This window comes from Enterococcus canintestini (genome assembly GCF_001885735.1).
Classification (GTDB): Bacteria; Bacillota; Bacilli; order Lactobacillales; family Enterococcaceae; genus Enterococcus_C; species Enterococcus_C canintestini.
In genome coordinates, this window is record NZ_JXKG01000006.1 from 83,499 (window position 1) to 107,978 (window position 24,480).

Genomic DNA, 24,480 nt, shown 5'->3' on the forward strand with positions numbered 1-24,480 from the left:
ATGAATCTTTGGAACAGTATTCTAGGTGCTTCAATTGTGGTGTTAGTTTTTGTAATCGCTTTTGCTATTATTTATTATTTTATTGGTGCTCGCGGTATGAAATCACAAAAAGAGCACTTTAAAACATTGCACCAATCTCTCGCACCTGGTCAAGAAGTAAAATTTGCTAATGGTCTTTACGGTACCGTCAAAGTCATCAATCAAAAAAAAGAAACAGTTGATATTGAAGTGAAATCCGGCACAATCATTGAGGTTTCCCGGTATGCGATCTCAGAAATTGTGAAATAACGCTAAAAAACTTACAAACTAAACTATTTTAGGAGGAATTATTATGTCAGAACCAAATATTTTATTAACACGCATCGATAACCGCTTAATTCATGGGCAAGTGGCAACACAATGGAACGGAACGTTAGGAGCTAATTTAATTTTAGTGGCCAATGATAAAGTTGCCGGAGACAAAGTACGCCAAGGTTTAATGGATATGGCAGCGCCAAGTGGTGTTCAAACACGGTATTTCTCGATCCAAAAAACGATCGATATCATCCATAAGGCTTCACCAAAGCAAAAGATTTTCATTATTGCTGAAAATCCAGAAGATGTTTTGAAATTAGTTGAAGGAGGCGTGCCAATTAAAAAATTAAATATTGGAAATATGCACATGGCAGAAGGAAAACGCCAAGTTGCTACCACTGTGGCCGTGGATGATGAAGATGTTGCAGCCTTTAAAAAATTGCAAGATTTAGGGGTGGAATTAGAAATACGTCGCGTACCAACAACAGCAGTAGAAGACAGCAGCAAACTATTCAACTAAGCGAGAGCTTAAGGAGGGAGTTTAAGAATGGATTATAATTTCATTCAGATCTTATTGGTCTTTTTAGTGACATTTATCGCCGCTATTGATCAATTCAGTTTCTTGGAATCATTATATCAACCAATTGTAACAGGTATGGTAATTGGTCTTATTTTAGGGGATTTACAAACAGGTTTAATCGTTGGTGGTACGTATCAGTTGATGACCATCGGGAATATGCCAGTTGGTGGAGCACAGCCACCTAATGCCGTTATCGGCGGAATTATGGCTGCCATTTTATCTATCACATTGAAATTAGAACCAACAGCAGCAGTTGCAACAGCAATTCCATTTTCATTATTAGGTCAATACGCTGTAACTTTGATTTTCTCTGCCATGTCACCTGTAATGTCAGTAGCAGATAATTATGCTCATGATGCCAATACTAAAGGAATTGACCGCATTAACTATTTAGCTATGGCAGCAATTGGTGCCATCTTTGGTTTAATCGTTGTCTTATTCTTTATCGGTGGTGCAACTTTTGGGGAACAAGTTGTTAGTGCAATTCCAGAATGGTTGATGAAAGGTTTATCAGCTGCTGGGGGCATGATGCGTTATGTCGGTTTTGCAATCTTATTAAAAGTAATGGTTTCTCGCGATATGTGGGGCTTTTACTTCATGGGCTTTGGTCTAGCAACAATCGTAATGGCAGCGCCAAGCTTGTCTGGTCCTGCTTTGATTATCTTGGCATTTATCGGTTTTGCGTTAGCTTTCTGGGATTACCAAATCCAATCTAAATTCAAAACTGCCACAGCCAATGCAAATGACTTCGGAGGTGACGAAGATGGCATATAATATTCCAGATACGTATCAAGATCAATCAGTGGGTGAAACACTCGATAAGAAAACATTAAATAAAATGGTTTGGCGTTCATTGTTCTTACAAGCATCTTTTAACTATGAACGGATGCAAGCTGGTGGTTGGTTGTACGGTATTTTACCAGGTTTGAAAAAAATTCACAAAAATAAAGATGACTTAGCCGCTTCTATGAGTCATAACTTGGAGTTCTTTAATACCCATCCATTTTTAGTAACATTTGTAATGGGGATTGTTTTATCACTAGAACAAAATAAAGCAGATATTCCGACTATTCGGGCCGTTCGTGTGGCTGCAATGGGTCCTTTAGGTGGTATTGGGGATGCACTATTCTGGTTTACTTTAGTACCAATTACAGCTGGTATTACTTCCAATATGGCAATTAGTGGAAATGTAGCTGCACCATTTATTTTCTTGCTTGTTTTCAATATTGCTCAATTTGCATTGCGTTTCTTCTTAATGAATTGGTCATATAAACTTGGGACCGATGCAATTGGTATCTTAACAGAAAATGCCAAAGAGTTTACGCGGGCAGCAAGTATTTTAGGTATCTTCGTTGTTGGGTCACTAACTTGTGTTTATGGTGCAACAAAAGTTGATGTTCAAATTCCAAATGGCGAAACAAATACTGTTCATTCAGTTACAACGGTTGTGCCGGCCGGAGAAGAACACAAGTATGATGAATATATTTATAAAAAAGATGAAAATGGTAAATTGACAGAAGATGTTCAAGATGCTGCTGAAGGTGAAAAAGCTTTAGGTGTTGTGAAATTACCTTCCGGCGATTTTGAAGTAACTTTTAATCGCAATGAAACGACTCCTGTAACCATTGATATTCAAAAAATCTTAGATGGTATTTTACCACAAATGATTCCACTAGCTATGACGTTACTTTTATACTTCTTATTATCAAAACGCGGCTGGACACCATTAAAATGTATCTTGCTGTTGTTGGTAATCGGCTTAGTCGGATCAGGGTTTGGTATTTGGCCAAATATCTGGCCTTAAAAAACTTTGATAAATTATACCACTTATTCTCTTATGATAAGTGGTATTTTTTTTATATGTGGTCTAGATGTTATAAAAAATATAAGCGCTTTATTTGTTGTTTTTATTGACTTTAACTAAAAAAAAAGATAAACTCATATTGTGGTAGTAACCAGTTGTGAGGAGGTATTCTATGACGCGTGCAAAAAAACAGCCTTTGTACGATCAACTCGTTGAATTATTAAAGGAAAAAATTGAAAACGAATACGAAGCCAATACAATGTTACCCTCTGAGCGAGAATTATCTGATCTTTATGGATTGAGTCGGACAACGGTTCGTTTAGCTTTACAAGAATTAGAAAAAATCGGCTATATTTATCGCCAGCACGGTAAGGGGACTTTTGTTTCTGATTTAAAAGAAACTAGTGTCAATTTACAAGGAATGTATAGCTTTACCGAACAAATGAAAGCTTTAGGACGGACGCCTCATACCGCTGTCTTAGAATTTGAAAAAATTGAAGCCAATAAATTTTTGGCTAATCAATTTAACGGCAAGCTAGGGATGAAGCTGATTAAAATGAAACGATTAAGAAGTGCAGATGGTGAACCGTTAATGTTAGAAAGGACGTATTTACCATTGAATAAATTTTTAGATTTGACCAAAGCAGATTTAGAGCATAAAGCACTTTATGATATTTTCAAAGAAGATTATCACGAGGTGGTCAAAGTGGCAGAAGAAGAACTTTTTGCTAACATTGCCCGACCAAAAGATGCGCCTTTTTTAGAAATTCGAGAAGGGGCTCCAGTATTGTCTTTAATGCGTAAAACATATAATCAAGCCAATGAAATCATTGAATTTACGTACAGTGTTGCCCGTGCAGATCAGTTTCGGTATAAAATTATTCATCAAAATACACAACAATAAAATTAAACGAGATATTCAAATGTTTAAAGGAGGATAAACATGTTTCAGTTTTCAACAGAAGAGCTAACAAAAATGGGAGCAGAAATCACTACTCGTGAAATTAAGCAACAGCCAGAATTATGGCAGGAAGCTTTTACTTATTATAAAGAAAATATTGAACGGATAAATGCTTTTTTAACAGAAGTAAAAAAAGTGGCGGAGGGGAAAGTACGAATTGTCTTTACCGGTGCCGGAACTTCTCAATATGTTGGGGATACGATAAAACCTTATTTAAGTAAAGTTGGAGATAGCCGTCATTTCATTTTTGAAAGTATTGGCACAACCGATATTGTCGCTTCTCCGGCGGAATACTTACACCCAGATGACTGGACGATTCTAGTTTCTTTTGCCCGTAGTGGAAACTCGCCCGAAAGTGTTGCGGCAGTGGATGTGGCTAATAAATATGTGAAAAACTTAAGACATATTACCATTACTTGTGCCCCTGAAGGACAATTAGCAAAAGCAGCCAGTGGCGATGAACATAATTTATTGTTAATGATGCCAGCTCGCGCCAATGACCAAGGCTTTGCAATGACAGGCAGCTTTTCTTGCATGGCGCTTACCGCGTTACTTTTATTTGATGAAAAAAATGATCTTGCGACAAAAGAAACGTATGTGAAGACAATGGCAATACTAGGAAATGAGGCCATTGCTAGAGAAGATGAAGTACAAAAAATTGTTGATTTGGATTTTGATCGTATTGTTTATCTTGGTTCAGGCAGTTTGGCTGGTTTAACTAGAGAAGCTTCTTTAAAAGTCTTAGAACTTACGGCTGGTAAAATGGCGACCGTTTTTGATTCTTCAATGGGCTTTCGTCATGGTCCGAAATCTTTTATTAATGAAAAGACGATTATGTTTGTGTTCGTTAATAACGATGACTATACGCGCCAATACGATGTCGATATTTTAGAAGAAGTTTATGCAGATAAAATTGCGCCTTCTGTTTTAGGAATTAGCCAAAAAAATAGCGAAAATAATTTTAACGGTACTAATTTTGTGTTTAACTCAAGTGAGGAGAAGTTACCTGATGGCTATGCTGCTTTGCCATTTTTAATGGTCGCACAAACAGTCTCACTTCTTTCTTCAATTAAAGTTGGCAATACGCCAGATACACCATCACCAACAGGAACAGTGAACCGTGTGGTAAAAGGTGTAACGATTCATCCTTTTGAAGCGTAAATCACTATGAATAAGTTTAAAAAGTTGTGACAAGGATCTTGTCACAACTTTTTTATATACGTAAATTTAATGATTATTATAAGAGATAACACTAAGAGATTAAGGTAATTGAATAAGCTACAACGCTAGGACATTAAGCTATAATCATATAAAATTTAAAGAGCGATTGATTCAAATTTTGATTTCTTGCCTGCAAGCTGAAGAATTGTAAACGTGCGGGGATGATAAAAATTCAATAAAAAAATAAGAATTTATTCTCTACTAAAAAGACTAGCGTATAATGCAAGAAGAGGATGTGAGACGATGAAAAAATTGTTTATAATAGGGCTTTTTTTATTGGTTTTAGCTGGATGTGGGAATACTGCACAAACCTCTTCTAATTCCGCTCAAGCTAAGCCTGAAAAAAAGGCAGAGACAACCGTAGTAAAAAAAACAAAATCAGCTGTTCCCACTTTATTTATTCACGGCTACAGTGGCACTGAAAATTCTTTTGGCGGTATGTTAAAACGATTGGAAAAATCGGATATTGCTAAAAAAGAGGTACTGATGAAAGTTTCACCAGTCGGAGAAGTTACGCTGACAGGGCAGCTAAGTGGTAAAAAAGACAATCCCTTAATTCAGGTGTTGTTTGAAGATAACAAAAATAATGAATGGTCACAAACGGAGTGGTTGTATAATTGTTTAGCAACTTTAAAAAAAGCTGGTATTAATCAAGTGAATTTAGTTGGACATTCAATGGGTGGTGTTTCAGGGCTACGTTATTTGATGACTTATCCTAATGATGAAACGCAACCACAGATTTTAAAATTTGTGGCAATAGGCGCACCATTTAACGATTTTTTAGATACCAGCGAGAGTCAATCTGTTGCAGACTTACTAAAAAATGGCCCCAATGAAGTTTCTAGCCGTTATCAAGATTATCAAAATTTAGTCGGCAATCTGGACCAAAAAATTCAGATATTGCTTTTGGCAGGCCAACTTAATCAAAATAATTTTAGTGATGGTACTGTTCCCTTAACAAGCGCATTAAGTGTCAATGCCTTATTAAGTCAAACCAATAAAGTGACAAGTAAAATATTTTATGGTGCCAATGCCCAACATAGTCAGTTGCATGAAAATAAAGCGGTCGATCAGGCTGTGGCGAATTTTTTATGGCCGCAATAATAGAAGTTAAAAATAAGTTGTAATAGTAGTTGCTAGCTGCAACAATAAAAGAAATTTTACGTAAATTGCGGGTTAACTTTTTTAATCTCAGCTTACTAAGAAATGCTTTGAGCGAGTTGTTTATTTGCGAAAAATGAGGTATGACAAAATTTTTTGTCATACCTCATTTTTGCTTTCATAAGTGGAAGGATAGCTTTTGTTTAGTAACATACCTTTTTAAATATATAAACTATCACAACTTGAAGTCAGTTCAAATTAATTTTCTTATTGTGGTGCCAAGCCTTTTAATAAGACTTCGCTCCATTCTTCAATATAAGGTAATGCGCGGCTGTAAATTGAAGCATCTGAAACGCCAGCGATGAGGGATTCGATATAGATAAAGAGAAATTCATCTGTATACTTAGGATCGACAGCACCTTCAACACGGCCCTTTTGAAACAAGTTTAGTAAAACTTGATTGCTTTCTTTAGCATAGTTTGCCATAAAGGCAGCGAGTTCTTGATCTTCTGTTTGGGTATAGCAAGCCATTAAGTCTAAATAAAATTGTTTGGTGACGCAGTTGAGATGATCGATTTTTAACTGTGTTAATGCCGCAAAAGTTTCAGCAAACGATTTGTTTTGTTTTACTACCGCTTTAGCATCATTTGCCATTTGAGTCATGAAATTTTTAAATACTAATTTAATTAAATTGTCTTTGGACTGAAAGTATTTGAAAATGGTCGCTTTTGAAATTTTGGTTAATTGCGTAATTTTATCAATTGTTAACGCATTACTCCCTTCATCGCTATTCATAATATCAAATGCAGTTTGTAATACTATTTGTTTTTTTTGTTCTGTTCGCTTTTCAAAGCCGTTCACTGCCACACCTCCTAACTAGAATCGCTATCTCTATTATAATTAAATGATTTTAAACTGCAAATGAAAAAATAGTTCAAAAACTGGTGGATTTTAATTGACATTTTTTAGTCGAAAACATAATATTGAACTCGTAATAAAGAATTAGTTCAAAAAATTCTGCTAGCAAATAATGGAAAAAGGGAGTCTTAAAAATGATGCAGTTAATTGAAATTAATAACTTGCAAAAAAGTTTTGGCAAGTTCCAAGCCTTAAAAGATGTTAGTTTTACAGTTGCTCCAGGGGAAGTAGTTGGATTTATTGGTCCAAATGGTGCGGGAAAATCAACTACTATTCGAACTATTTTAGGAATTTTGCAAAAAGATGCAGGTAGTGTAAAAGTTTTTGGCAAAGATGCTTGGCAAGATAGTATTGAAATTCATAAGCGTCTATCTTATGTACCAGGGGATGTGGCTTTATGGGGCAATCTTACTGGTGGTGAAATTATTGATTTATTTATGAAATTACATGGTGGTGCTGACTTTAAAAAAAGAGATGACTTAATTAAAAAATTTGAGTTGGATCCACGTAAAAAAGCGAAAAGTTATTCAAAAGGAAATCGCCAAAAGGTCGGTCTCATTGCCGCTTTATCGGTGGATTCTGATCTTTATATTTTAGATGAGCCTACTTCTGGTTTAGATCCTTTAATGGAAGCTGTTTTTCAAGATGAAGTTGAAAAGATAAAAAATGCCGGTAAGTCAATTTTACTTTCTTCACATATTTTAAGTGAAGTAGAGCGTTTAGCTGATAAAGTCGTGATCATTCGTGAAGGAAAAATAGTTGAAACAGGTACACTACAAGAGCTCCGCCATTTAACGCGTTCGACCCTTACGCTTGTTGCTAAAGGGGATGTTGGTGAATTAGCTAAGTTAAACGGCGTATATGATTTTCAGCAAAAAGGGCAAGAAGTTAGATTTGCGATTGATAACAAATCTTTGAACACTATTTTGGCAGCTGTAGCTAAATTAAACGTTGAAAAGTTTGAAGTTGTACCGCCGACACTAGAAGATTTATTTATTAGACACTATGAAGGGTGATGGCGAAAATGGCAGAAAAATTTTCACAATGGAACTTGTTATTCCTCCAATTTTTAAAACGTGATTGGAAAAAGATTTGTGTATGGCTTTTAGGATTAGGGTTATTTAGCGGTGGCTTTGTTTCTGCTTTTGAAGAAATTTCAAAAGGGCAAGGGTTAGTCGGTATGTACCATACAATGCAAAATCCGGCGATGATTGCCATGATTGGGACAACATCGATTGCAAATGCTAATGATTATACGATTGGTGCGATGTATGCCAATGAAATGCTACTGTTTTGTGGATTATTCTCTATGATTTTAAGTGCGCTTCATGTGATTAATCATACCCGTAAGGAAGAAGAACAAGGATTAACAGAATTAATTCGTTCTTTTCGGGTAGGGCGACAAGCAAATTCTTTAGCCGTTTTAGTGGAAGTTTTATTGATTAATTTGATTTTAGGTCTGTTTATAAGTGGTTTGATGACTTCTTTTCAGGCTGATAGTATTAATTTTAATGGCAGCATGTTGTTTGGTTTTTCCATCGCCTTAGCGGGTATTTTAGGTGCTGTTTTTGGGTTGCTATTTGCTCAAATTATGCCCACTGCAAGTGGCGCAATTGGTACTAGTCTTGGTTTTATTGGATTGTTGTATCTTCTTAGAGCAGCAACAGATATTAATAATGCTGATCTATCAAAATTAAATCCATTAGGCTGGACTTATCTAACTTATCCTTTTACACAGAATAATTGGTTTTATTTAGCGATTGGCTTCATCTTTAGTCTGTTTGTCCTCTGGTTTAGTTTCTTTTTAGAAGGGAAACGTGATTATAATGCAGGCTTCTTGCCAGAAAAAGAAGGACGGAAAAACGCGCGGAAATCACTACTTTCTGTACCGGGTTGGTATGTCCGAATTAATTTTACTGTTGTGATGAGTTGGTTAATTGGCTTTGCTGTAATTGGAGCAGCCTATGGTTCTGTCTATCAAGACATGCAAACCTTTATGGAAGGTAACGAATTAATTAAACAAATGTTTGTTCATAGTGGCGGGAGTTTAGCGGAATCTTTTACTGGGACGATTATGATGGTAATGATTGCCTTAGTTGCTATTTTACCAATTGCTGTAGTAAATAAGTTGTTTAATGAAGAAAGTCACGGCCGGATGAGTCAAATTTTCGCAACGAAAGTATCTCGCTTTAAACTCTATGCTACTGCGCTTTTCGTTGCTATCATTAGTGGTGTGTTAGGTGTATTTATTAGTTCTTATAGTTTAGGTGCTACGGCGGTAAGTGTTATGAAAAAAGCTGATAGCATGCCTTTACAAGAATTTTTTGAAGCAGGTTTCAATTTATTACCTGTCGTTTTATTCTTTATTGGTTTAACTGCGTTTTGTCTTGGCTTTGCGCCAAAACTTAGTAAAGTTGTCTATGCTTATCTAGGCTACTCTTTTGCTTTAAGCTATTTTGGTGGTATTTTGGATTTGCCTGATTGGTTTAATAATACTTCTGCATTAAAATGGTTACCCCAACTACCAGTAGCTGATTTTGATTTGACACGCTTTTTATTGATTACAGCAATCAGTTGTGTTTTAATCGTCTTCGGGTTTATTGGTTATAATAGACGTGATTTACAAGAAACGGCTTAAGTAATAAAAAACGCATCCTTTCCTTTTACTAGGAGGATGCGTTTTTTATTTTGTCCATTTTACTCTTGTTTGGCAAAAATTTCTTTTTGTAGTCGTTGGGCAGTAGGCGTTGTGGCTAAGCCACCTTCAGCTGTTTCTTTAAAAATAGATGGCATTTGACGTCCTACTTGATACATTGCTGCTACCACTTCATCAGGCGGAATAACACTTTCAATTCCGGCTAATGCCATATCCGCGGAAATAAAAGCTTGTGATGATCCCAATGCGTTACGTTTCACACAGGGAACTTCCACTAATCCTGCAACTGGATCACAAATTAAACCCATCATATTTTTTAAAGTAATGGCAACTGCTTGGGCAGCTTGATGAGCAGTACCACCGTTAGCGCAGACCAAAGCCGCAGCGGCCATGGCACTAGCAGAACCGACTTCTGCTTGACAACCACCCTCAGCACCAGAAATAGAAGCATTATTGGCAATAACTAAACCAAAAGCGCCCGCTGTAAATAAAAAGTTGACTTGCTCTTCGTGACTTAAGTTTAAGCGTTCTCGGACTGCTAATAAAGCACCTGCAACTACACCAGCACTACCTGCAGTAGGCGTGGCACAGATTAGGCCCATTTTGGCATTTACCTCATTCACCGCAATTCCATTGCGGACAGCGGTTAAAATCGTTTCGCCACTTAAAAAATTGCCATGATTTAAGTACTCATTCATTTTTTTAGCATCACCACCGGTAAGTCCGGTAACAGACTTTACTCCAGCTACGCCTTCTGCTACAGAATTTTCCATAACCGTTAAATTGCGTTCCATTAAAGCGATAATTTGTTCTTTTTTACGTCCTGTAACTTCCATTTCAGTTGCAATCATTAAATCCGCAACGGAATCATAAGCTTGTGCTTGTTCCACTAAATCCGCAATTGTATAAAACATGCGCGTTTACTCCTTAATCAAAATAATTAACCGTGTACATGTAATCTAACGCTTTTAGTTGTTCACAAATACCTGGTTGTGGTTCATCTACTTCAATAATCATAATGGCTTTTTCACCCTTTGACTCGCGGGTGACAGTCATTGTTCCGATATTTGCCCCGCGTTCAGAGAGAATATTTGTCACTTTGGCGATCATACCAGGGACATCTTGATGAACGGTAATAAAAGTTGGTGTACCCATTGAAAGTGAGATTTTAAAGCCGTTTAGTTCAGAAATCTGAATATTACCACCACCAATGGATTTACCCGTTACAGATAATGTGCGTCCATCTTTATGCAGGACCATTTTTACGGAATTAGGGTGCTCTGCTTTTTCGCTTTTAGGAATAAAGTAAACTTCCATGCCGCGTTCATAGGCGATTTTTAAAGAGTCAGCGAGATGTTCATCATCTGGTTCCATCCCTAATAATCCACCTACTAGAGCAATATCAGTTCCATGACCACGATACGTTTTTGCAAAAGATTCATATAAATAAATATCTACGCTGTCTGGTTGCTCACCAAAAATACTGCGAATGACCTTACCAATTCTAGCTGCACCAGCAGTATGCGAACTACTAGGTCCCACCATTACAGGTCCAATAATGTCAAAAACACTACGATATTTCAGCTGTTCCATTATGACACCTCGTTTTTATTTTCTGCATTTGTAGTCTAACATAAAAATAACGATTTTTAAGTCAGAAATTCTTATAAAAAAGATAAGTTTTTTAAAATTTAGAATGAGTTGAACTGGCGCAATAATAGCAAAAAAAATCAAAAACCACAATAAGTTAACACGAGTCAATCATTTTACGATATACTTATTAAGTAAAACGTTTTCATTATAAGGAAGTGAGGAATAGCGATGAAATTGATTATTGAAAAAGACTATGAAGCTATGAGTCAAGTTGCAGCCAATATTTTATTAGGTCTCATGAATGAAGAGCGCAGAGTCAATTTGGCAATTACAGCAGGCAATACTCCCAAACGGTTATATGAAATTATGGTACCGCAAGTAAAAGGACGTACGCATTACGAAAATGTTCATTATTACAATTTTGATGAAATACCTATTGCCAATAGTAACGGTTACGGGGTCACTATGCGTAATTTAGATAACCTATTTTTTACACCAGCAGAAATAAAAAATGAGCAAATTCACCCTTTAGATGCCTCAAACTGGCAAACACAAGATGAACGCATCAAAAAGGCTGGTGGCTTAGATTTAATCCTCATGGGAATTGGAAGTGACGGCCATTTTTGCGGAAATTTACCTGGTTGGACAAAATTCGGAGCAAGCACATATGCTGTTGATATTTCAGCAGACAAAGCCCTTCGTGAAGCTTTAGCAGCAGAAGTAGACGGGGATATAAATAAAGTGCCAAACGAGTTTTATACGATGGGACCAAAAAGTGTGATGGCGGCTAAACACTTAGTTATGTTTGCCAATGGGAAGAAAAAAGCGGCAATTGTCAAAAAAGCTTTCTTTGGCGCAGTGACAGAAGCGGTTCCCTCTTCCATTTTACAGTTACATCCTAATTTGACGCTTTTATTAGATGAAGAAGCTGCAAGTGAATTGAAGGATTAGTAAATAAATACTTTCCTATTTCTCAGATGTTTTTTAAATGAAAATAGGAAAGTTTTTTGTAAATAAAAATTAGCATTTGCTTTTAAACTATTCATTAAAATTAGCGTTTCTTTGTGAATTTTAGCAATAATTGAGTAAAATTTCGTTGCAATTTCTAAAATTATTGCTATAATATTTCAGTGTGCGTAAACTCACGCTTATTTTGAGGCACGCATTTTTTATTGGTCTTTTATTTCGTATTTTTATTTACTTGCGATTAAAAGAACCAAGTACGTGGGAGGGGAAATATGCATCTCCAATTAACCACATCACGGACTCAAGGAGGTATGTCTCGTGGCAAAGAAAGTAGAAAAAATCGTTAAATTGCAAATTCCTGCAGGTAAAGCAACACCAGCTCCACCAGTAGGTCCTGCGCTAGGTCAAGCGGGTATCAACATCATGGGCTTCACCAAAGAATTTAACGCCCGTACTGCTGATCAAGCAGGTCTAATCATTCCAGTTGTGATCTCTGTATATGAAGACCGTTCATTTACATTTATCACAAAAACACCACCAGCTGCAGTCTTATTGAAAAAAGCTGCCGGTGTTGAAAAAGGTTCAGGCGAACCAAACAAAACAAAAGTTGCAAAAGTTACGCGTGATCAAGTTAAAGAAATCGCTGAAACTAAAATGGCTGACCTAAACGCTGCTGACTTAGAAGCTGCTATGCGCATGGTCGAAGGTACTGCACGAAGCATGGGGATCACTGTAGAATAATTCTACACCCTGAGGAAGTAGCTTCTCAGTTCGCTCGCTATTGAAAAATACGAGACACGTGGGAGGTTCTACCGTTATAACCACATCAAGGAGGAAACAAAATGGCTAAAAAGAGCAAAAAAATGCAAGAAGCATTGAAAAAAGTTGATACAACTAAAGCTTATTCAGTTGAAGAAGCTGTTGCATTGGCAAAAGAAACAAATATCGCAAAATTCGACGCAACGGTTGAAGTTGCTTACAAATTAAATGTTGATCCTAAAAAAGCAGATCAACAAATCCGTGGTGCTGTTGTATTACCAAACGGTACTGGTAAAACACAAACTGTTTTAGTTTTCGCTAAAGGTGAAAAAGCAAAAGAAGCAGAAGCTGCTGGCGCTGACTTTGTAGGCGATGACGACATGGTTCAAAAAATCCAAGGTGGATGGTTTGACTTTGACGTAGTAGTTGCAACACCAGATATGATGGCGACTGTTGGTAAATTAGGTCGTGTCTTAGGTCCTAAAGGTTTAATGCCTAACCCTAAAACTGGTACTGTTACAATGGACGTTACAAAAGCTGTTAACGAAGTAAAAGCTGGTAAAGTTACTTACCGTGTTGATAAAGCTGGTAACGTACATGTGCCAATCGGTAAAGTTTCATTTGAAGATGACAAATTAGTTGAAAACTTCAAAACAATTAACGATGTGTTAGTGAAAGCTAAACCATCAGCTGCTAAAGGTCAATACATTAAAAACATTTCAGTGACAACAACATTTGGTCCTGGTGTTCACGTTGACCAAGCTTCATTTTAATTAATTGTAATTTAAACATTGACTTGACTATCTTATCTATGGTAAGGTAGTCAAGGTTAATAATTAACTGTACCGAAGACAGTAGGTGACGTACGTCTTAATTTCCTACCGAGGACATTTATTGGAGAACATTCAATAGTCCCTCTATGTCTACGGTGACAAGGAGAGGCTTTTTTCTTTGCCTTAAATCCTTGTTCATCAAAATCAGGAGGTGAAATACAAGTGAGTGAAGCAGCAATCGCTAAAAAAGCGCAAATCGTGGACGAAGTTGCTGAAAAATTTAGTGCAGCCGCATCTGTAGTAATCGCTGATTACCGTGGCTTAACAGTTGAAGAAGTAACAAACTTACGTAAACAATTGCGTGAAGCAGGCGTTGAAATGAAAGTTATCAAAAACTCTATCCTTTCTCGCGCTGCCAAACAAGCCGGCTTAGAAGGTTTGGACGAAGTTTTCACAGGTCCTACTGCCGTTGCATTTAGTAACGAAGATGTAGTTGCACCAGCGAAAATCATGGACGAATTTGCTAAAGACGCAAAAGCACTAGAACTAAAAGGCGGTATCATCGAAGGTAAAGTGGCTTCTCTAGAAGAAATCACAGCTTTGGCAAAATTACCAAACCGCGAAGGTCTATTATCTATGTTGCTATCTGTACTACAAGCGCCAGTCCGCAACGTGGCTTACGCTGTCAATGCAGTTGCAGAAAGCAAAGATGGAGATGCAGCCTAAGCGCCGCATAATCTAAATAAAAAATACAAAACCTAAATTGGAGGAAAATCAATCATGGCATTGAATATCGAAAACATTGTCGAAGAGCTAAAAGGCGCGACAATCTTAGAATTAAACGACTTAGTTAAAGCTATCGAAGAAGAATTTGGCGTATCTGCAGCAGCTCCTGTAGCTGTAGCAGCAGCTGGTGCAGCTGGTGGCGCTGCTGAAGAACAAACAGAATTTACTGTTGAATTAACTTCAGCTGGCGACCAAAAAGTTAAAGTTATCAAAGCAGTTCGTGAAGCAACTGGCTTAGGCTTGAAAGAAGCTAAAGCATTAGTTGATGGCGCTCCTGCACCAATCAAAGAAGCAGTTTCTAAAGAAGAAGCTGAAGAATTGAAAGGTAAACTTGAAGAAGTTGGCGCATCTGTAACAGTTAAATAATCTTTGATTATTTCAAAAACCGAGATCTTTATAGGGTCTCGGTTTTTTTGTGTTTTTGAAAAGGATCTGCTCCACATAACGAAGTACAAAAAAATCAATTCATACTCATAATTAACAAAAATAATTTAAAAATTAGGTATAAAAAGAAAAAGTTAAATTTGTCACATAACTAAAAAAACAGATTATTTACTGTAATAATCTGATTATTTTTAAGGATTTTTACGATTTTGTCATTTTCTTTCAAAAAAATGAATTTAATAGGAAATTGTTTTTTTCTAATTTTACAAAATGAAGCATAACATCAACTTCTTAATGAGATAGATTAAATATGTCTATACCAATAAGATTTGTAGATTAGAATTATTAAAATAACAGATAATTTAATTAGTTATTTTTAAAGCGCATTATTTTTCATAAAAATGAAAAATAATGTGTTTTTCTGAATTTGTTAATAATATATTTCCTTCTTACAATGAGAATGTGCATTGAATAGAGGAGTGGAAACAATGAAGAAAAACGTATGGAAGAGTAAATGGTCTGTTTTTTTTAGTGTCCTTATCGTTTTACTGCCGTTTGCTCAATTTTTCATTAAAGGATTTACCGCGATTGCGTTCACGAATGACGGTGAGAGTAATACCCAACAATTGTTTGACAGTAAATATGGAAAAGCCAGTCTTTCCTATCAGACAAAAAAAAGTAAAATTATCTGGCAAATGAATGTCGACAAAAAGGCAGCTGAAAAGGCAACACTATTTCTATTTTCATTAAAAGATAAAGAAAATAAAAGTATTTTACCAACTCTTAGCGAAGAAAATCAAGCAACTGATCTTTTCAGGGTCATTTCAAAAGAAACTGAAAAAGATTACGCTACAGTATTTGAAAGAAAACCTTCAAATACAGACAAAAATTATAAAATTGAATTTTCTACGCCAGTAGTAAGTGGGTTAACTTTCAAAGTTGCGTTTAATGCAGCTTCTAATCCAACGAATGAACAGAAAACACTCTTTACAAAAGAGTATCCTATTAGCATCAAAGAAAATGACGGAACTCAAGCTTCAACTGAAGAAACAAGGACCTCAACTACGAAAGAATCAAATGATACAAGCTCAACAGAAAGTTCTTCTACCAGTGAAGAATCTACTAGTGAAGTTAAAAATCTAGGGGATGCAGATGAAGCCACTGTCAATTCAGCTAAAAAAGAAGCCGAAAAGAAATATGCTGAAACAGGAGTGCCGCAAAGAATTACGCGAAGTGCAGCTGTATCAGCAAGTGATTCTTCAGCTGGATCATTAGTCATTAGCGATAAAGTTTTCAATGATCCTAGTAAAATGGAAGTTAGTGTAACAGGTGTCAAACCTTTGGAAATTGTCAAGGTTCCGATAACCTATGATAGTAATGGAAAACCAACTAATATAGAAAACTATGATAACTATACTCAAAATAAAAATAAAGTATCTAGTTTCTACCTTGTCCCAGAAAAAAATACTGATGGCACGCGCCCAGTTTCAGGTAAAGTAAATATTAAGTTTTCGAACGATAAGTCCCAAGATGCGCTTTCAAAAGCAGAAGTTAATGTGACTTACCCTAAGGTTGGCTATATTAATGATCAAGATGGAAATTTAAAAGAAATTGGTGTCAAGTTGACTATAAAAAATATTCAACGTTCTCCGTCTCCAAAAACCTGGACAGGTTATCCCTTCCAGTATCCAAGTATAGATTTATCTAGCAATCTATTTTCAGGAACAGTAATAACAGGTATTAGTTCAGCAGATTGGAATTTTACCTTTTTTTATGTCGATAACAGTGAGAAAGTGGATTTTTCATCAGTGACTAATGGATTTATGTCTTTTAACTCTTTAAATGGTTATGGGACAGGTGGTATAAACGGTGAATTTGTCAAGGCAAGTGATGGCCGCGAGGGCTCTATTTCAGAAGGCTCAATTATTACAAAAGGTACAGTCTCAACACCTGCAGATCAATCTTTTACTTATACATTTTCTGATGTTTATTATGGTACTTCGAATTCGTTTAATGATAATTTAGGTGGTGCGACTTTCAATAAAGCATCTGTCAAATTTGATTTAATAGGAACTGAAAATGAATTTCAATTGGGGACCGGCGGTGGAGCTGGTCATCGAGCGTGGTTTACTTTTGCTAGTGCAGCAATTGTCCCAGTTAAACAAAAAGCACCTAGCAAAACTGTGCAACCTATTAATCAATATAAAGATGGTGATCCTTGGAATAGTCCATCAGGAGAACCTTCAGGATGGAATCAACGTTTTTGGAATGATTTAGATCGTTCAAATGATGGAACTGGGGAGTGGAGTTTGCTTCCACAATATCGAGTAGAAGGACACGATGCGGATACAGAGAATTTAGAAGCGGGGATTCCTAAAAAAGCAGATAGATATGTTAAAACGGGGCAAAAATATTACTACTACATTAATCAGCCGACCATTAATCTAGCTTCTCAAGGCTTGGTATTACCTACAGGTTATCAGATAACCGACAAGTTACCTGCTGGAGTGGAAATAGACAATTCAGATGGCAAGTCGCTAACATTGTACGATTTAAAAGGTAACGATATTACTGATAACCAGCAACAATTTTCGATTAATAATGGAGAATTTAAACTTAAATTATCATCAGATCAAGTAAATAAAATTAATGAGCAATCAAAAGAAAGTGCCACATATGGGGCGGATTTTAGTGTGCGTGTTCGTGTGGTAGTCACAAATACTACTACAGATAAGATAGGTGATCTAATGACAAATAAGGCTGAGTCCTTATTTTCTTATGATTCTGGTACAAAGTTTACTGCAACGTCTAATTCTGTCCAGACCAGAGTAAAATCACAAATTAAACCATTTGATTTAAGTTTGAGAAAAATGGATTCAACAGGATTAGCAGTAGCCGGAGCTGAGTTTACATTATCTGGTGGTAATTTAAAGAATGACTTAGTTGCTAAAAGTGATGACAAAGGAAACATTGACTTCAATACTCGTGAACTTATTGCTGGTCAGAAGTATCAGTTGCAAGAATCTGAAATACCACTAGGTTATCTTATTTCTGACAAAGGACCGTGGGAGCTTCTAATTAGTGAAGATGGGAAATCCGCAACTTTGACTGATATAAAAAAAGAAAAAACTGAATTGTTGATTACTGATAAGGGAGATTATAATTCGATTGCTTTTTCCAAACCTAACCAAGGGATTGTTAATATGAGAAAAGTATTGGACATTCAACTAAAGAAAAAAGATACGAGTGACTCAGCAAAAGTATTCACAAAGAATGAATTATCCGAGGCTAAATTTACCATTCATGAAGATATTGAAAATGGAAAAGAAGCAGAAGCAGTCATTGATGAAAATGGTACGATAAATTTCTTTGGTTTGGACTGGACAAAAAAATACGTGATTGAAGAAATGCATGCACCAGCTGGATATATCAAACTGGATAATCCCATTAAAATTTCTTTTGAAAGAAACGATGAAGGGAAACTAATAGCGAATATTGTAGGGTTAGATAGCGTAGAAAATCCAATTAAAGTTGATGTAACTAATGACAAATTTGAGCTTTCTTTCAACGTTCCTAACAAACCTAAAGTACCACTTCCTGCTACTGGGGGTAGTGGCAGCTGGTTAATTTATGGTGCGGGAGTGGTAGCACTTATTGTTGGTGTAGGTTATTACTTCTTGCGCAATAAAAGTAAGGGGGAAGCATAAATGAAAAAAAATTTACTAGCCCTTACAAGTATGCTTTTGTTTTTGCCACTATTAATGGGGATGGCACCTGCACAGCAAGAACAGGCAACGCAAGTCCAAATTATTTTGCATAAAATTGTTTTTCCAGAAGGACAACAACCGCAAGATACCCCGAATACTGGGCGCATTGATGATCAACATGCCAATTTGTTAAAAGAATATCATGGTTTAAATGACGTGACGTTTACAGTTTTTGATGTTTCGAAAGAGTTCTATGAACTGCGAGAACAGGGGGCAACAGTTGAACAAGCGCAAGAAAAACTAGCCGAAGCAGGAACAAATAATCAAAAAGTGGCAAGTGGAATTACTGCTACTGTTAATGGCGAAGATGGCACGCTCCTTTTTTCATTACCAGGAAAATCTGACAATGCAGCTGGAAAAGATGCAGTCTATCTTTTCCACGAAGCAAAAGCACCAGATTATATTAAAGAAAAAAGCAAAGATTTGGTTGTCGTCTTACCAGTCTATGACGGTAGTCAAATGTTAAATGAAATTCATCTTTATCCAAAAAATGAAAGAAAAACTGCGGATCATCCTACCTTTACAAAAACGATTGGAAATGAAAAAGCAGACTATAGTTATGGTGATACAATTCTTTTTTCTGTTCAAACGACGATTCCTCATGATTTGACAGATTACACATTTTTTAAAGTGTTGGATAAGGCTGATGAAGCACTCCAATTTAACCCAGAAAGTTTATCAGTCACAATTGATGGTGAGGATATATCTTCGCTTTATGAAAAGAGCATAAATGATCATGGCTTTGAATTACTTTTTAATGACGTAAAAAAATTAGTTCCTTATGAAGGCAAAACAATTGCCATTACCTATAAAGATACCTTGATTAGCCAAAATAAAGTAGACGCTGAAATTATGAACAGAGCTTTTCTTACAACAGACAGCGATAAAATTGTTAAAGGTGTCTTTGTTAAGACTGGCGGCAAACGATTTGTAAAAGTCGATGCCTATGATAATACTAAAAAATTATCAGGCGCAGAATTTCTTATCACCAATAATAAAGGTGAATACTTAATCCAAGCTAAACAAGGCTTTACTTGGGACAAAAATGCTACGAATAAAAATGTCATCAAACTATTTTCCGATAAACATGGTGAATTTGAAATTCGAGGCTTGGCTTATGGTACTTATCAGTTAGAGGAAATAAAAGCTCCGAGTGGTTATGTGAAAAGTAATGAAAAAATTTCTTTTAAAGTAACTGCCTCCAGTTATAAACAAAAAGAAGGAACTTTGAAAGTTGTGAATACCGCGCAACGTAACGAAATTCCTAAGACTAAAAAACCGAATACAGGTCTTTTGCCAAAAACAAATGATATGGCAAATAGTAAATTAGTTTGGTTCGGCGCATTCATAATTTTGGTTGTTGTGATTGTGTTTGTTCGCAATAAAAAAGGAAAAGAATAAGAAGGGGTTAAAGAAGATGAAAATCAAGAAAAAATTATTTGGTGCACTAGCTACACTAGCGCTATTATTGCCATTAGGACTAGGCATGGGACAAGTGGCGAAAGCGGAAGAGACAACAAAAAAAACACAAACCGTCATCTTGCATAAATTACAATATGAAAGTTTACCTACTGATAACCTAAAGAACGACGGCAATTCAATAAAAAATTTGCCTGAAGGATCAAAACCAGTAAAAGGAGTTAAGTTTGTAGCCTATGACGTGACTGAAGAATACTACAATTTAAGAAATACTGGTAAGAAAATGAGTGCAGATGATGCGTACTTAGCACTTCAGAATTTGAATATAACAGGTAGGAATTTTACAAAAGAGTTTTCTGTAACAAATGAAGAAGGCGAAGCCAAAGCAGATTTACCATTGGAATCAGATTATACAATTAACGGTAAAAATCAAGATGCTATTTATTTGATTGTTGAAAACTATGCGCCAAGTAATATAAACCAATCAAAATCAACAAACATGGTATTGGCATTACCTGTATATAACACAGATACAAATACTAAAAAAGATAAGGTTCACCTTTATCCTAAAAATGAAATTTATGGTAAAGAGTTATCTTTCACAAAATACGGTGTTAAAGATGGAAAAAATAAACCATTAGCTGGAGCTAAATTCCGTTTGAAAGATAGTAACGGCAGTTATCTTCAAGAGCAACATGATAGCAATGGATTTCCTTCATTCTCAGATGTATCGAAAGCTAAAATTTTTCTTTCGAATGATGAAGGTGTGGTTAGTACAGATGGCTACAAGCTTTCACCAGGAACATATACATTTGAAGAATATGCAGATCAAAATGGAGTAACAGTAACCGCTGGTAAGGACACTTATCATGCTAACAAGAACTCTCAAAACATTGTAATTGCTAATGTTGTGGATAATAAAGGTATATTGAGTGTGAACTATAGTTATTTTAATAATGATGGTAAGCAAGTTAAGAATTCATCAGATGCTTTTGCTTATAACTATGCAACAACAGCTCCAGAAAAAGAAGTGGATGATTCTGATGTTGATTATACACAGGTATTAACTTATACTGCTAAATTAACTATTCCTGCTGATATTAATGTTTCTAATTATACAAAATTTGATTTAGTTGATAGACCTGACGAAGCTTTAATTTTAGATCTTCGTAGTGTAACGGCAGAATTAAATGACAATAAATTAAATACCCAAGCTGTAAAAGAAGGCAATGGTTTTAGACTTTCATTCTTTGAAAATGAAGAGGATAAAGCACTTATTCTAAACAATGCTGGTAAAGAAATTGAAGTAACTTATAAAATGTCAGTAAAACCTGTCGTAGATTTAGAAACAGATGTTAATAATGATATTACTTTTGACAATAACTTCCATCCAGAAACATCAAATAAAGTTATCGTCAAAACATATGGCAAAAAGTTTATTAAGGAGGATGCTAATACCAATGCACCTCTTGTCGGCGCAAAATTTGTTGTAAAAAATAGTGAAGGTAAATTTGCTGAATTTGATAAAAACAGCAACTTCTTAGGTTGGAAAGACACTGTTACTGACCATTCAACAATTACTTCTGGAACGGATGGCTCTTTTGAAGTGAAAGGTCTTGCGACAGGCAAATACACTTTAGTTGAAACAAAAGCACCAGCTGGCTATCATTTGCCAAGTGACCCTACTTTTGATTTTGAAGTATCAGAAACAAGCTACGGTAATGAAAAAGAAGTATTAACAGTTCCAAATACCCGATCAGGAATACTCCCTTCAACTGGTGGTAAAGGTATCTATGCTTTGATTGTGATTGGGACAATTGCAGTAGCGGGCGCAGTCATCTACTTTACTAAAAGGCGCAAGCAAACTGAGGCGTAAATAATTTTTATTTATATTTTAAGACAGGGCAGAGATTTTTCTCTGTCCTGATTTTTAAGTAAGGATGCGTGTCATGAAAAAAGCTAGAAAATGGAAATGGACTGTTTTGGATATTTTAATGGGTTTCTTATTGTTTTTTGGCATTGGGGCGTTTTGTTATCCTTTTGTTAGTGATACAGTGAATACATTTTTAGATCAGCAAATTATTGACTACTACCAAGCAAAAGCAAATCACGAAAATGAAGCAGCAATGCAAGCAGCACAGGAAAAAATGGAAAGTCAAAATAAAAAATTAGCGAAAGAAGGCAGTAATCCTAGTGTGGATTCTTGGTCTAAAAAGATCAAGAAAAAAGTACCAGCAAAACCAGCAAAAACATATTTTGAACAACACACAATTGGTATTGTAAACATTCCGAAAATCAAAATAAGACTACCGATTTTTGATACCACAAATGATCTATTTTTAGCCAAAGGAACTTCTTTACTAGAAGGAACTTCCTATCCGACTGGTGGCAAAAGCACCCATGCAGTCATTTCTGGCCACCGCGGCTTACCTTCGGCTAAATTATTTACCGATTTGCCAGATTTGAAAAAAGGTGATGTCTTCTTTATTGAAATTAATAAGCGCACGTTAGCTTATGAAGTCGATCAACTAAAAGTAGTGGAGCCAACAGAGACTGAAGACTTGTTAATTGAAAAGGATAAAGATTTAGTTACTTTAGTGACTTGTACGCCTTATATGATCAATAGTCACCGTTTATTAGTGCGAGGACATCGCATCCCTTATACACCGAAGATGGCAAAGAACTTACAACGTGCAGATGATTATCAATTATTACGAGTTATCTTAATTATTGTCGGCACGCTTTTGTTCCTTGGATTATTAGTGGCCGCGATCATAAAACATGCCAAAACATTAGCAATTGCTAAAAAGCGCTATTTATTATTATTCACTGCTACAAAAGATGGTATCCCGCTTTCTGACTTAACCTTTACGGTCTATGATCGTAAAGGAAAATGCCAAATTACCCGTCAAGGTGAGCCTTTAAAAGCCGTTACTAATGAAGCAGGCGAACTCCAGATTGAAGCGATGAAAGGTGGCAAATATGTCTTAAAATCTAAGGCAGGTAATCTAAAGATTCGCATTCAAAAGGTGACAGATGAACGTTTTTCATTGTTAACTGCAAAGAGTAACTGGCAAAAGCAATCCAATTTTGTCGTCGAAAATAAATCATAATTCCGTTAATTTATTTAATTTTTTGATTGTTTTAAGCTGTTTTATTGGGCAGTTACTTATATTTTTGCTACACTTAATTTGTAGTAAAGAATAAGGGGGATACAATGATGGATAAAGATCAAGTTAAAGGTAAAGTAAATGAAACAGCAGGTAAAGCAACAGGTGATGATTCACAAGAATTAAAAGGTAAAGTGCAACAAGAAGCTGGCAAATTAAAAGAAAAAGCTGAAGATTTAAAAGACAACGTTGCCGGTGAAATTAACAAATTATTCGATAAAAAAGATAAAGACGATAAAAAATAATTAATTTGGAGGTAGGACAAGATTTTGTCCTACCTCCTTTTTTTAATAAACGATACGACAGAAGCGGCTTTTACCACAACCTTTTTTCGATAGTGAACTTTAGCGTAAGTACGCATGTATGCAATAAAACTTAAGCAATGTAATTTTATGGGGAAATAGGGGAAAAGTGATTTTCGTATTCGATTAAGAAATAGGCTTAATTTGTACGCATGTTGAAGGGATTTACTCGCAAAGATTTGAATTTTAATATTAGATAAAAATAAAATTTAGAAATTTTTAAAAATAGCTAGATTTGGTCTAGACAATTCTTGATTAAATGAAAAACTGGTGCTATAATTGGGCTATACCAAACAAGCGTAGAAAGAGGTTATCGAAATGGAAATTATCCGCGTAAAAGATGCCGCTGCTGGCGGAAAAAAAGCCTTTGAAATTATTCAACAAGCCATGAAAGATGGTATTCATACATTAGGTTTAGCAACAGGAAGTACGCCAATTACATTGTATCAAGAAATGACAAATAGTGACCTTGATTTTTCAAATATGACATCAATCAACTTAGATGAATATGTTGGTTTAGGTGGCGAAGATAAACAAAGTTATCGCTATTTTATGAACGAAAATTTATTTAATCAAAAACCATTTAAAGAAACTTTTGTACCAAATGGTAAAGCTGAAGATTTACAAGCAGAATGCCAACGTTATGATGATGTGATTGCCACACATCCAATTGATATCCAAATTTTAGGTATTGGGCGTAATGGTCATATTGGGTTTAACGAGCCTGGTACACCGCTAGACAGTAAAACTTCTGTTGTTAATTTAACAGAATCAACAATTGAAGCCAATAAACGTTTCTTTGATAAAGTAGAAGATGTTCCAACAAAAGCTGTTTCAATGGGGATTGGTTCAATTTTACAAGGTAAAAAAATGGTCTTAATGGCATATGGTGCAGATAAAGCCGATGCGATTAAAGGCATGGTTGATGGACCAGTAACAACAGATTTACCTGCTTCAGCACTTCAAAATCATCCAGATGTTGTCGTAATTGTCGATGATGCCGCAGCAAGTAAATTATAAAAATTA

General features: G+C 35.7%; 23 protein-coding genes and 1 other annotated feature. Of the genes, 20 read left to right on the forward strand and 3 right to left on the reverse strand.

Going from position 1 to position 24,480, the window contains the following annotated elements; genetic code table 11:
- The 7 genes from yajC (at position 1) to RU96_RS05470 (ending at position 5,964) form a co-directional block, all read left to right on the forward strand.
- Positions 1-288 carry a preprotein translocase subunit YajC gene (gene yajC, locus RU96_RS05440; RefSeq protein ID WP_071864521.1) on the forward strand — a complete coding sequence of 96 codons (288 nt, stop codon included), beginning with the start codon at positions 1-3 and terminating at the stop codon, positions 286-288.
- Between the two features lie 43 nt (positions 289-331).
- Complete coding sequence (agaV, locus tag RU96_RS05445) at positions 332-814, forward strand: PTS N-acetylgalactosamine transporter subunit IIB (protein WP_071864522.1); 483 nt, start codon at positions 332-334, stop codon at positions 812-814.
- 27 nt (positions 815-841) lie between these two features.
- Positions 842-1,648 carry a PTS mannose/fructose/sorbose/N-acetylgalactosamine transporter subunit IIC gene (locus tag RU96_RS05450; protein WP_016171301.1) on the forward strand — a complete coding sequence of 269 codons (807 nt, stop codon included), beginning with the start codon at positions 842-844 and terminating at the stop codon, positions 1,646-1,648.
- Positions 1,638-2,678, forward strand: a complete 1,041-nt coding sequence (locus RU96_RS05455; protein WP_071864523.1) for a PTS system mannose/fructose/sorbose family transporter subunit IID — start codon at positions 1,638-1,640, stop codon at positions 2,676-2,678. The genes RU96_RS05450 and RU96_RS05455 overlap by 11 nt, the downstream gene beginning before the upstream one ends.
- 172 nt (positions 2,679-2,850) lie before the next feature.
- On the forward strand, positions 2,851-3,582 hold the full coding sequence (locus RU96_RS05460) for a GntR family transcriptional regulator (protein WP_071864524.1): 732 nt from the start codon (positions 2,851-2,853) through the stop codon (positions 3,580-3,582).
- A gap of 39 nt (positions 3,583-3,621) precedes the next feature.
- Positions 3,622-4,800, forward strand: a complete 1,179-nt coding sequence (locus RU96_RS05465) for an SIS domain-containing protein (RefSeq protein WP_071864525.1) — start codon at positions 3,622-3,624, stop codon at positions 4,798-4,800.
- Positions 4,801-5,103: 303 nt separating this feature from the next.
- A complete protein-coding gene (locus RU96_RS05470; protein ID WP_071864526.1) occupies positions 5,104-5,964 on the forward strand; it encodes an alpha/beta fold hydrolase in 861 nt (286 codons plus the stop codon).
- A gap of 264 nt (positions 5,965-6,228) precedes the next feature.
- Here the strand turns inward: RU96_RS05470 and RU96_RS05475 are convergent, their stop codons facing one another.
- Positions 6,229-6,822: a TetR/AcrR family transcriptional regulator gene (locus RU96_RS05475; protein ID WP_071864527.1), complete on the reverse strand. Its 594-nt coding sequence runs from the start codon at positions 6,820-6,822 to the stop codon at positions 6,229-6,231.
- A gap of 191 nt (positions 6,823-7,013) precedes the next feature.
- On the opposite strand from RU96_RS05475, the gene RU96_RS05480 reads away from it, so the two are divergent.
- Together RU96_RS05480 and RU96_RS05485 are read left to right on the forward strand one after the other, a co-directional pair.
- A complete protein-coding gene (locus RU96_RS05480) occupies positions 7,014-7,895 on the forward strand; it encodes an ABC transporter ATP-binding protein (protein WP_071864528.1) in 882 nt (293 codons plus the stop codon).
- Between the two features lie 8 nt (positions 7,896-7,903).
- Complete coding sequence (locus RU96_RS05485; protein WP_071864565.1) at positions 7,904-9,517, forward strand: ABC transporter permease; 1,614 nt, start codon at positions 7,904-7,906, stop codon at positions 9,515-9,517.
- Between the two features lie 59 nt (positions 9,518-9,576).
- Here RU96_RS05485 and sdaAA read toward each other — a convergent pair whose 3' ends face one another.
- Both sdaAA and sdaAB read right to left on the reverse strand, forming a co-directional pair.
- Positions 9,577-10,449 carry an L-serine ammonia-lyase, iron-sulfur-dependent, subunit alpha gene (gene sdaAA / locus RU96_RS05490; protein WP_071864529.1) on the reverse strand — a complete coding sequence of 291 codons (873 nt, stop codon included), beginning with the start codon at positions 10,447-10,449 and terminating at the stop codon, positions 9,577-9,579.
- Between the two features lie 13 nt (positions 10,450-10,462).
- On the reverse strand, positions 10,463-11,128 hold the full coding sequence (sdaAB, locus tag RU96_RS05495; RefSeq protein ID WP_071864530.1) for an L-serine ammonia-lyase, iron-sulfur-dependent subunit beta: 666 nt from the start codon (positions 11,126-11,128) through the stop codon (positions 10,463-10,465).
- Positions 11,129-11,356: 228 nt separating this feature from the next.
- Here sdaAB and RU96_RS05500 point away from each other — a divergent pair, with 228 nt between their 5' ends.
- From RU96_RS05500 to nagB, 11 genes are all read left to right on the forward strand, one after another.
- Entirely contained in the window at positions 11,357-12,079 is a 723-nt protein-coding gene (locus RU96_RS05500) for a glucosamine-6-phosphate deaminase (RefSeq protein ID WP_071864531.1), read from the forward strand.
- A 333-nt stretch (positions 12,080-12,412) separates the two neighbouring features.
- On the forward strand, positions 12,413-12,835 hold the full coding sequence (gene rplK, locus RU96_RS05505) for a 50S ribosomal protein L11 (protein WP_071864532.1): 423 nt from the start codon (positions 12,413-12,415) through the stop codon (positions 12,833-12,835).
- A gap of 101 nt (positions 12,836-12,936) precedes the next feature.
- Positions 12,937-13,626 carry a 50S ribosomal protein L1 gene (gene rplA / locus RU96_RS05510; RefSeq protein ID WP_071864533.1) on the forward strand — a complete coding sequence of 230 codons (690 nt, stop codon included), beginning with the start codon at positions 12,937-12,939 and terminating at the stop codon, positions 13,624-13,626.
- Positions 13,627-13,680: 54 nt separating this feature from the next.
- Positions 13,681-13,812, forward strand: a sequence feature (ribosomal protein L10 leader region).
- A 36-nt stretch (positions 13,813-13,848) separates the two neighbouring features.
- Complete coding sequence (gene rplJ, locus RU96_RS05515; protein ID WP_071864534.1) at positions 13,849-14,352, forward strand: 50S ribosomal protein L10; 504 nt, start codon at positions 13,849-13,851, stop codon at positions 14,350-14,352.
- Positions 14,353-14,406: 54 nt separating this feature from the next.
- Positions 14,407-14,778, forward strand: coding sequence for a 50S ribosomal protein L7/L12 (gene rplL / locus RU96_RS05520; protein ID WP_071864535.1), 372 nt, complete (start codon positions 14,407-14,409; stop codon positions 14,776-14,778).
- Positions 14,779-15,284: 506 nt separating this feature from the next.
- Positions 15,285-18,503, forward strand: a complete 3,219-nt coding sequence (locus RU96_RS13175; RefSeq protein ID WP_071864536.1) for a SpaA isopeptide-forming pilin-related protein — start codon at positions 15,285-15,287, stop codon at positions 18,501-18,503.
- Positions 18,504-19,964: a SpaH/EbpB family LPXTG-anchored major pilin gene (locus RU96_RS05530; RefSeq protein ID WP_071864537.1), complete on the forward strand. Its 1,461-nt coding sequence runs from the start codon at positions 18,504-18,506 to the stop codon at positions 19,962-19,964.
- A gap of 16 nt (positions 19,965-19,980) precedes the next feature.
- Positions 19,981-21,858, forward strand: coding sequence for a pilin N-terminal domain-containing protein (locus tag RU96_RS05535; RefSeq protein ID WP_071864538.1), 1,878 nt, complete (start codon positions 19,981-19,983; stop codon positions 21,856-21,858).
- 73 nt (positions 21,859-21,931) lie between these two features.
- Positions 21,932-23,095, forward strand: coding sequence for a class C sortase (locus tag RU96_RS13390; protein WP_071864539.1), 1,164 nt, complete (start codon positions 21,932-21,934; stop codon positions 23,093-23,095).
- A 107-nt stretch (positions 23,096-23,202) separates the two neighbouring features.
- On the forward strand, positions 23,203-23,397 hold the full coding sequence (locus tag RU96_RS05545; protein ID WP_084035468.1) for a CsbD family protein: 195 nt from the start codon (positions 23,203-23,205) through the stop codon (positions 23,395-23,397).
- A 375-nt stretch (positions 23,398-23,772) separates the two neighbouring features.
- The gene (gene nagB, locus RU96_RS05550; protein ID WP_071864541.1) at positions 23,773-24,474 is read left to right on the forward strand and encodes a glucosamine-6-phosphate deaminase; all 702 of its coding nucleotides are present in this window, start codon (positions 23,773-23,775) and stop codon (positions 24,472-24,474) included.
- Positions 24,475-24,480 lie beyond the last annotated feature (6 nt).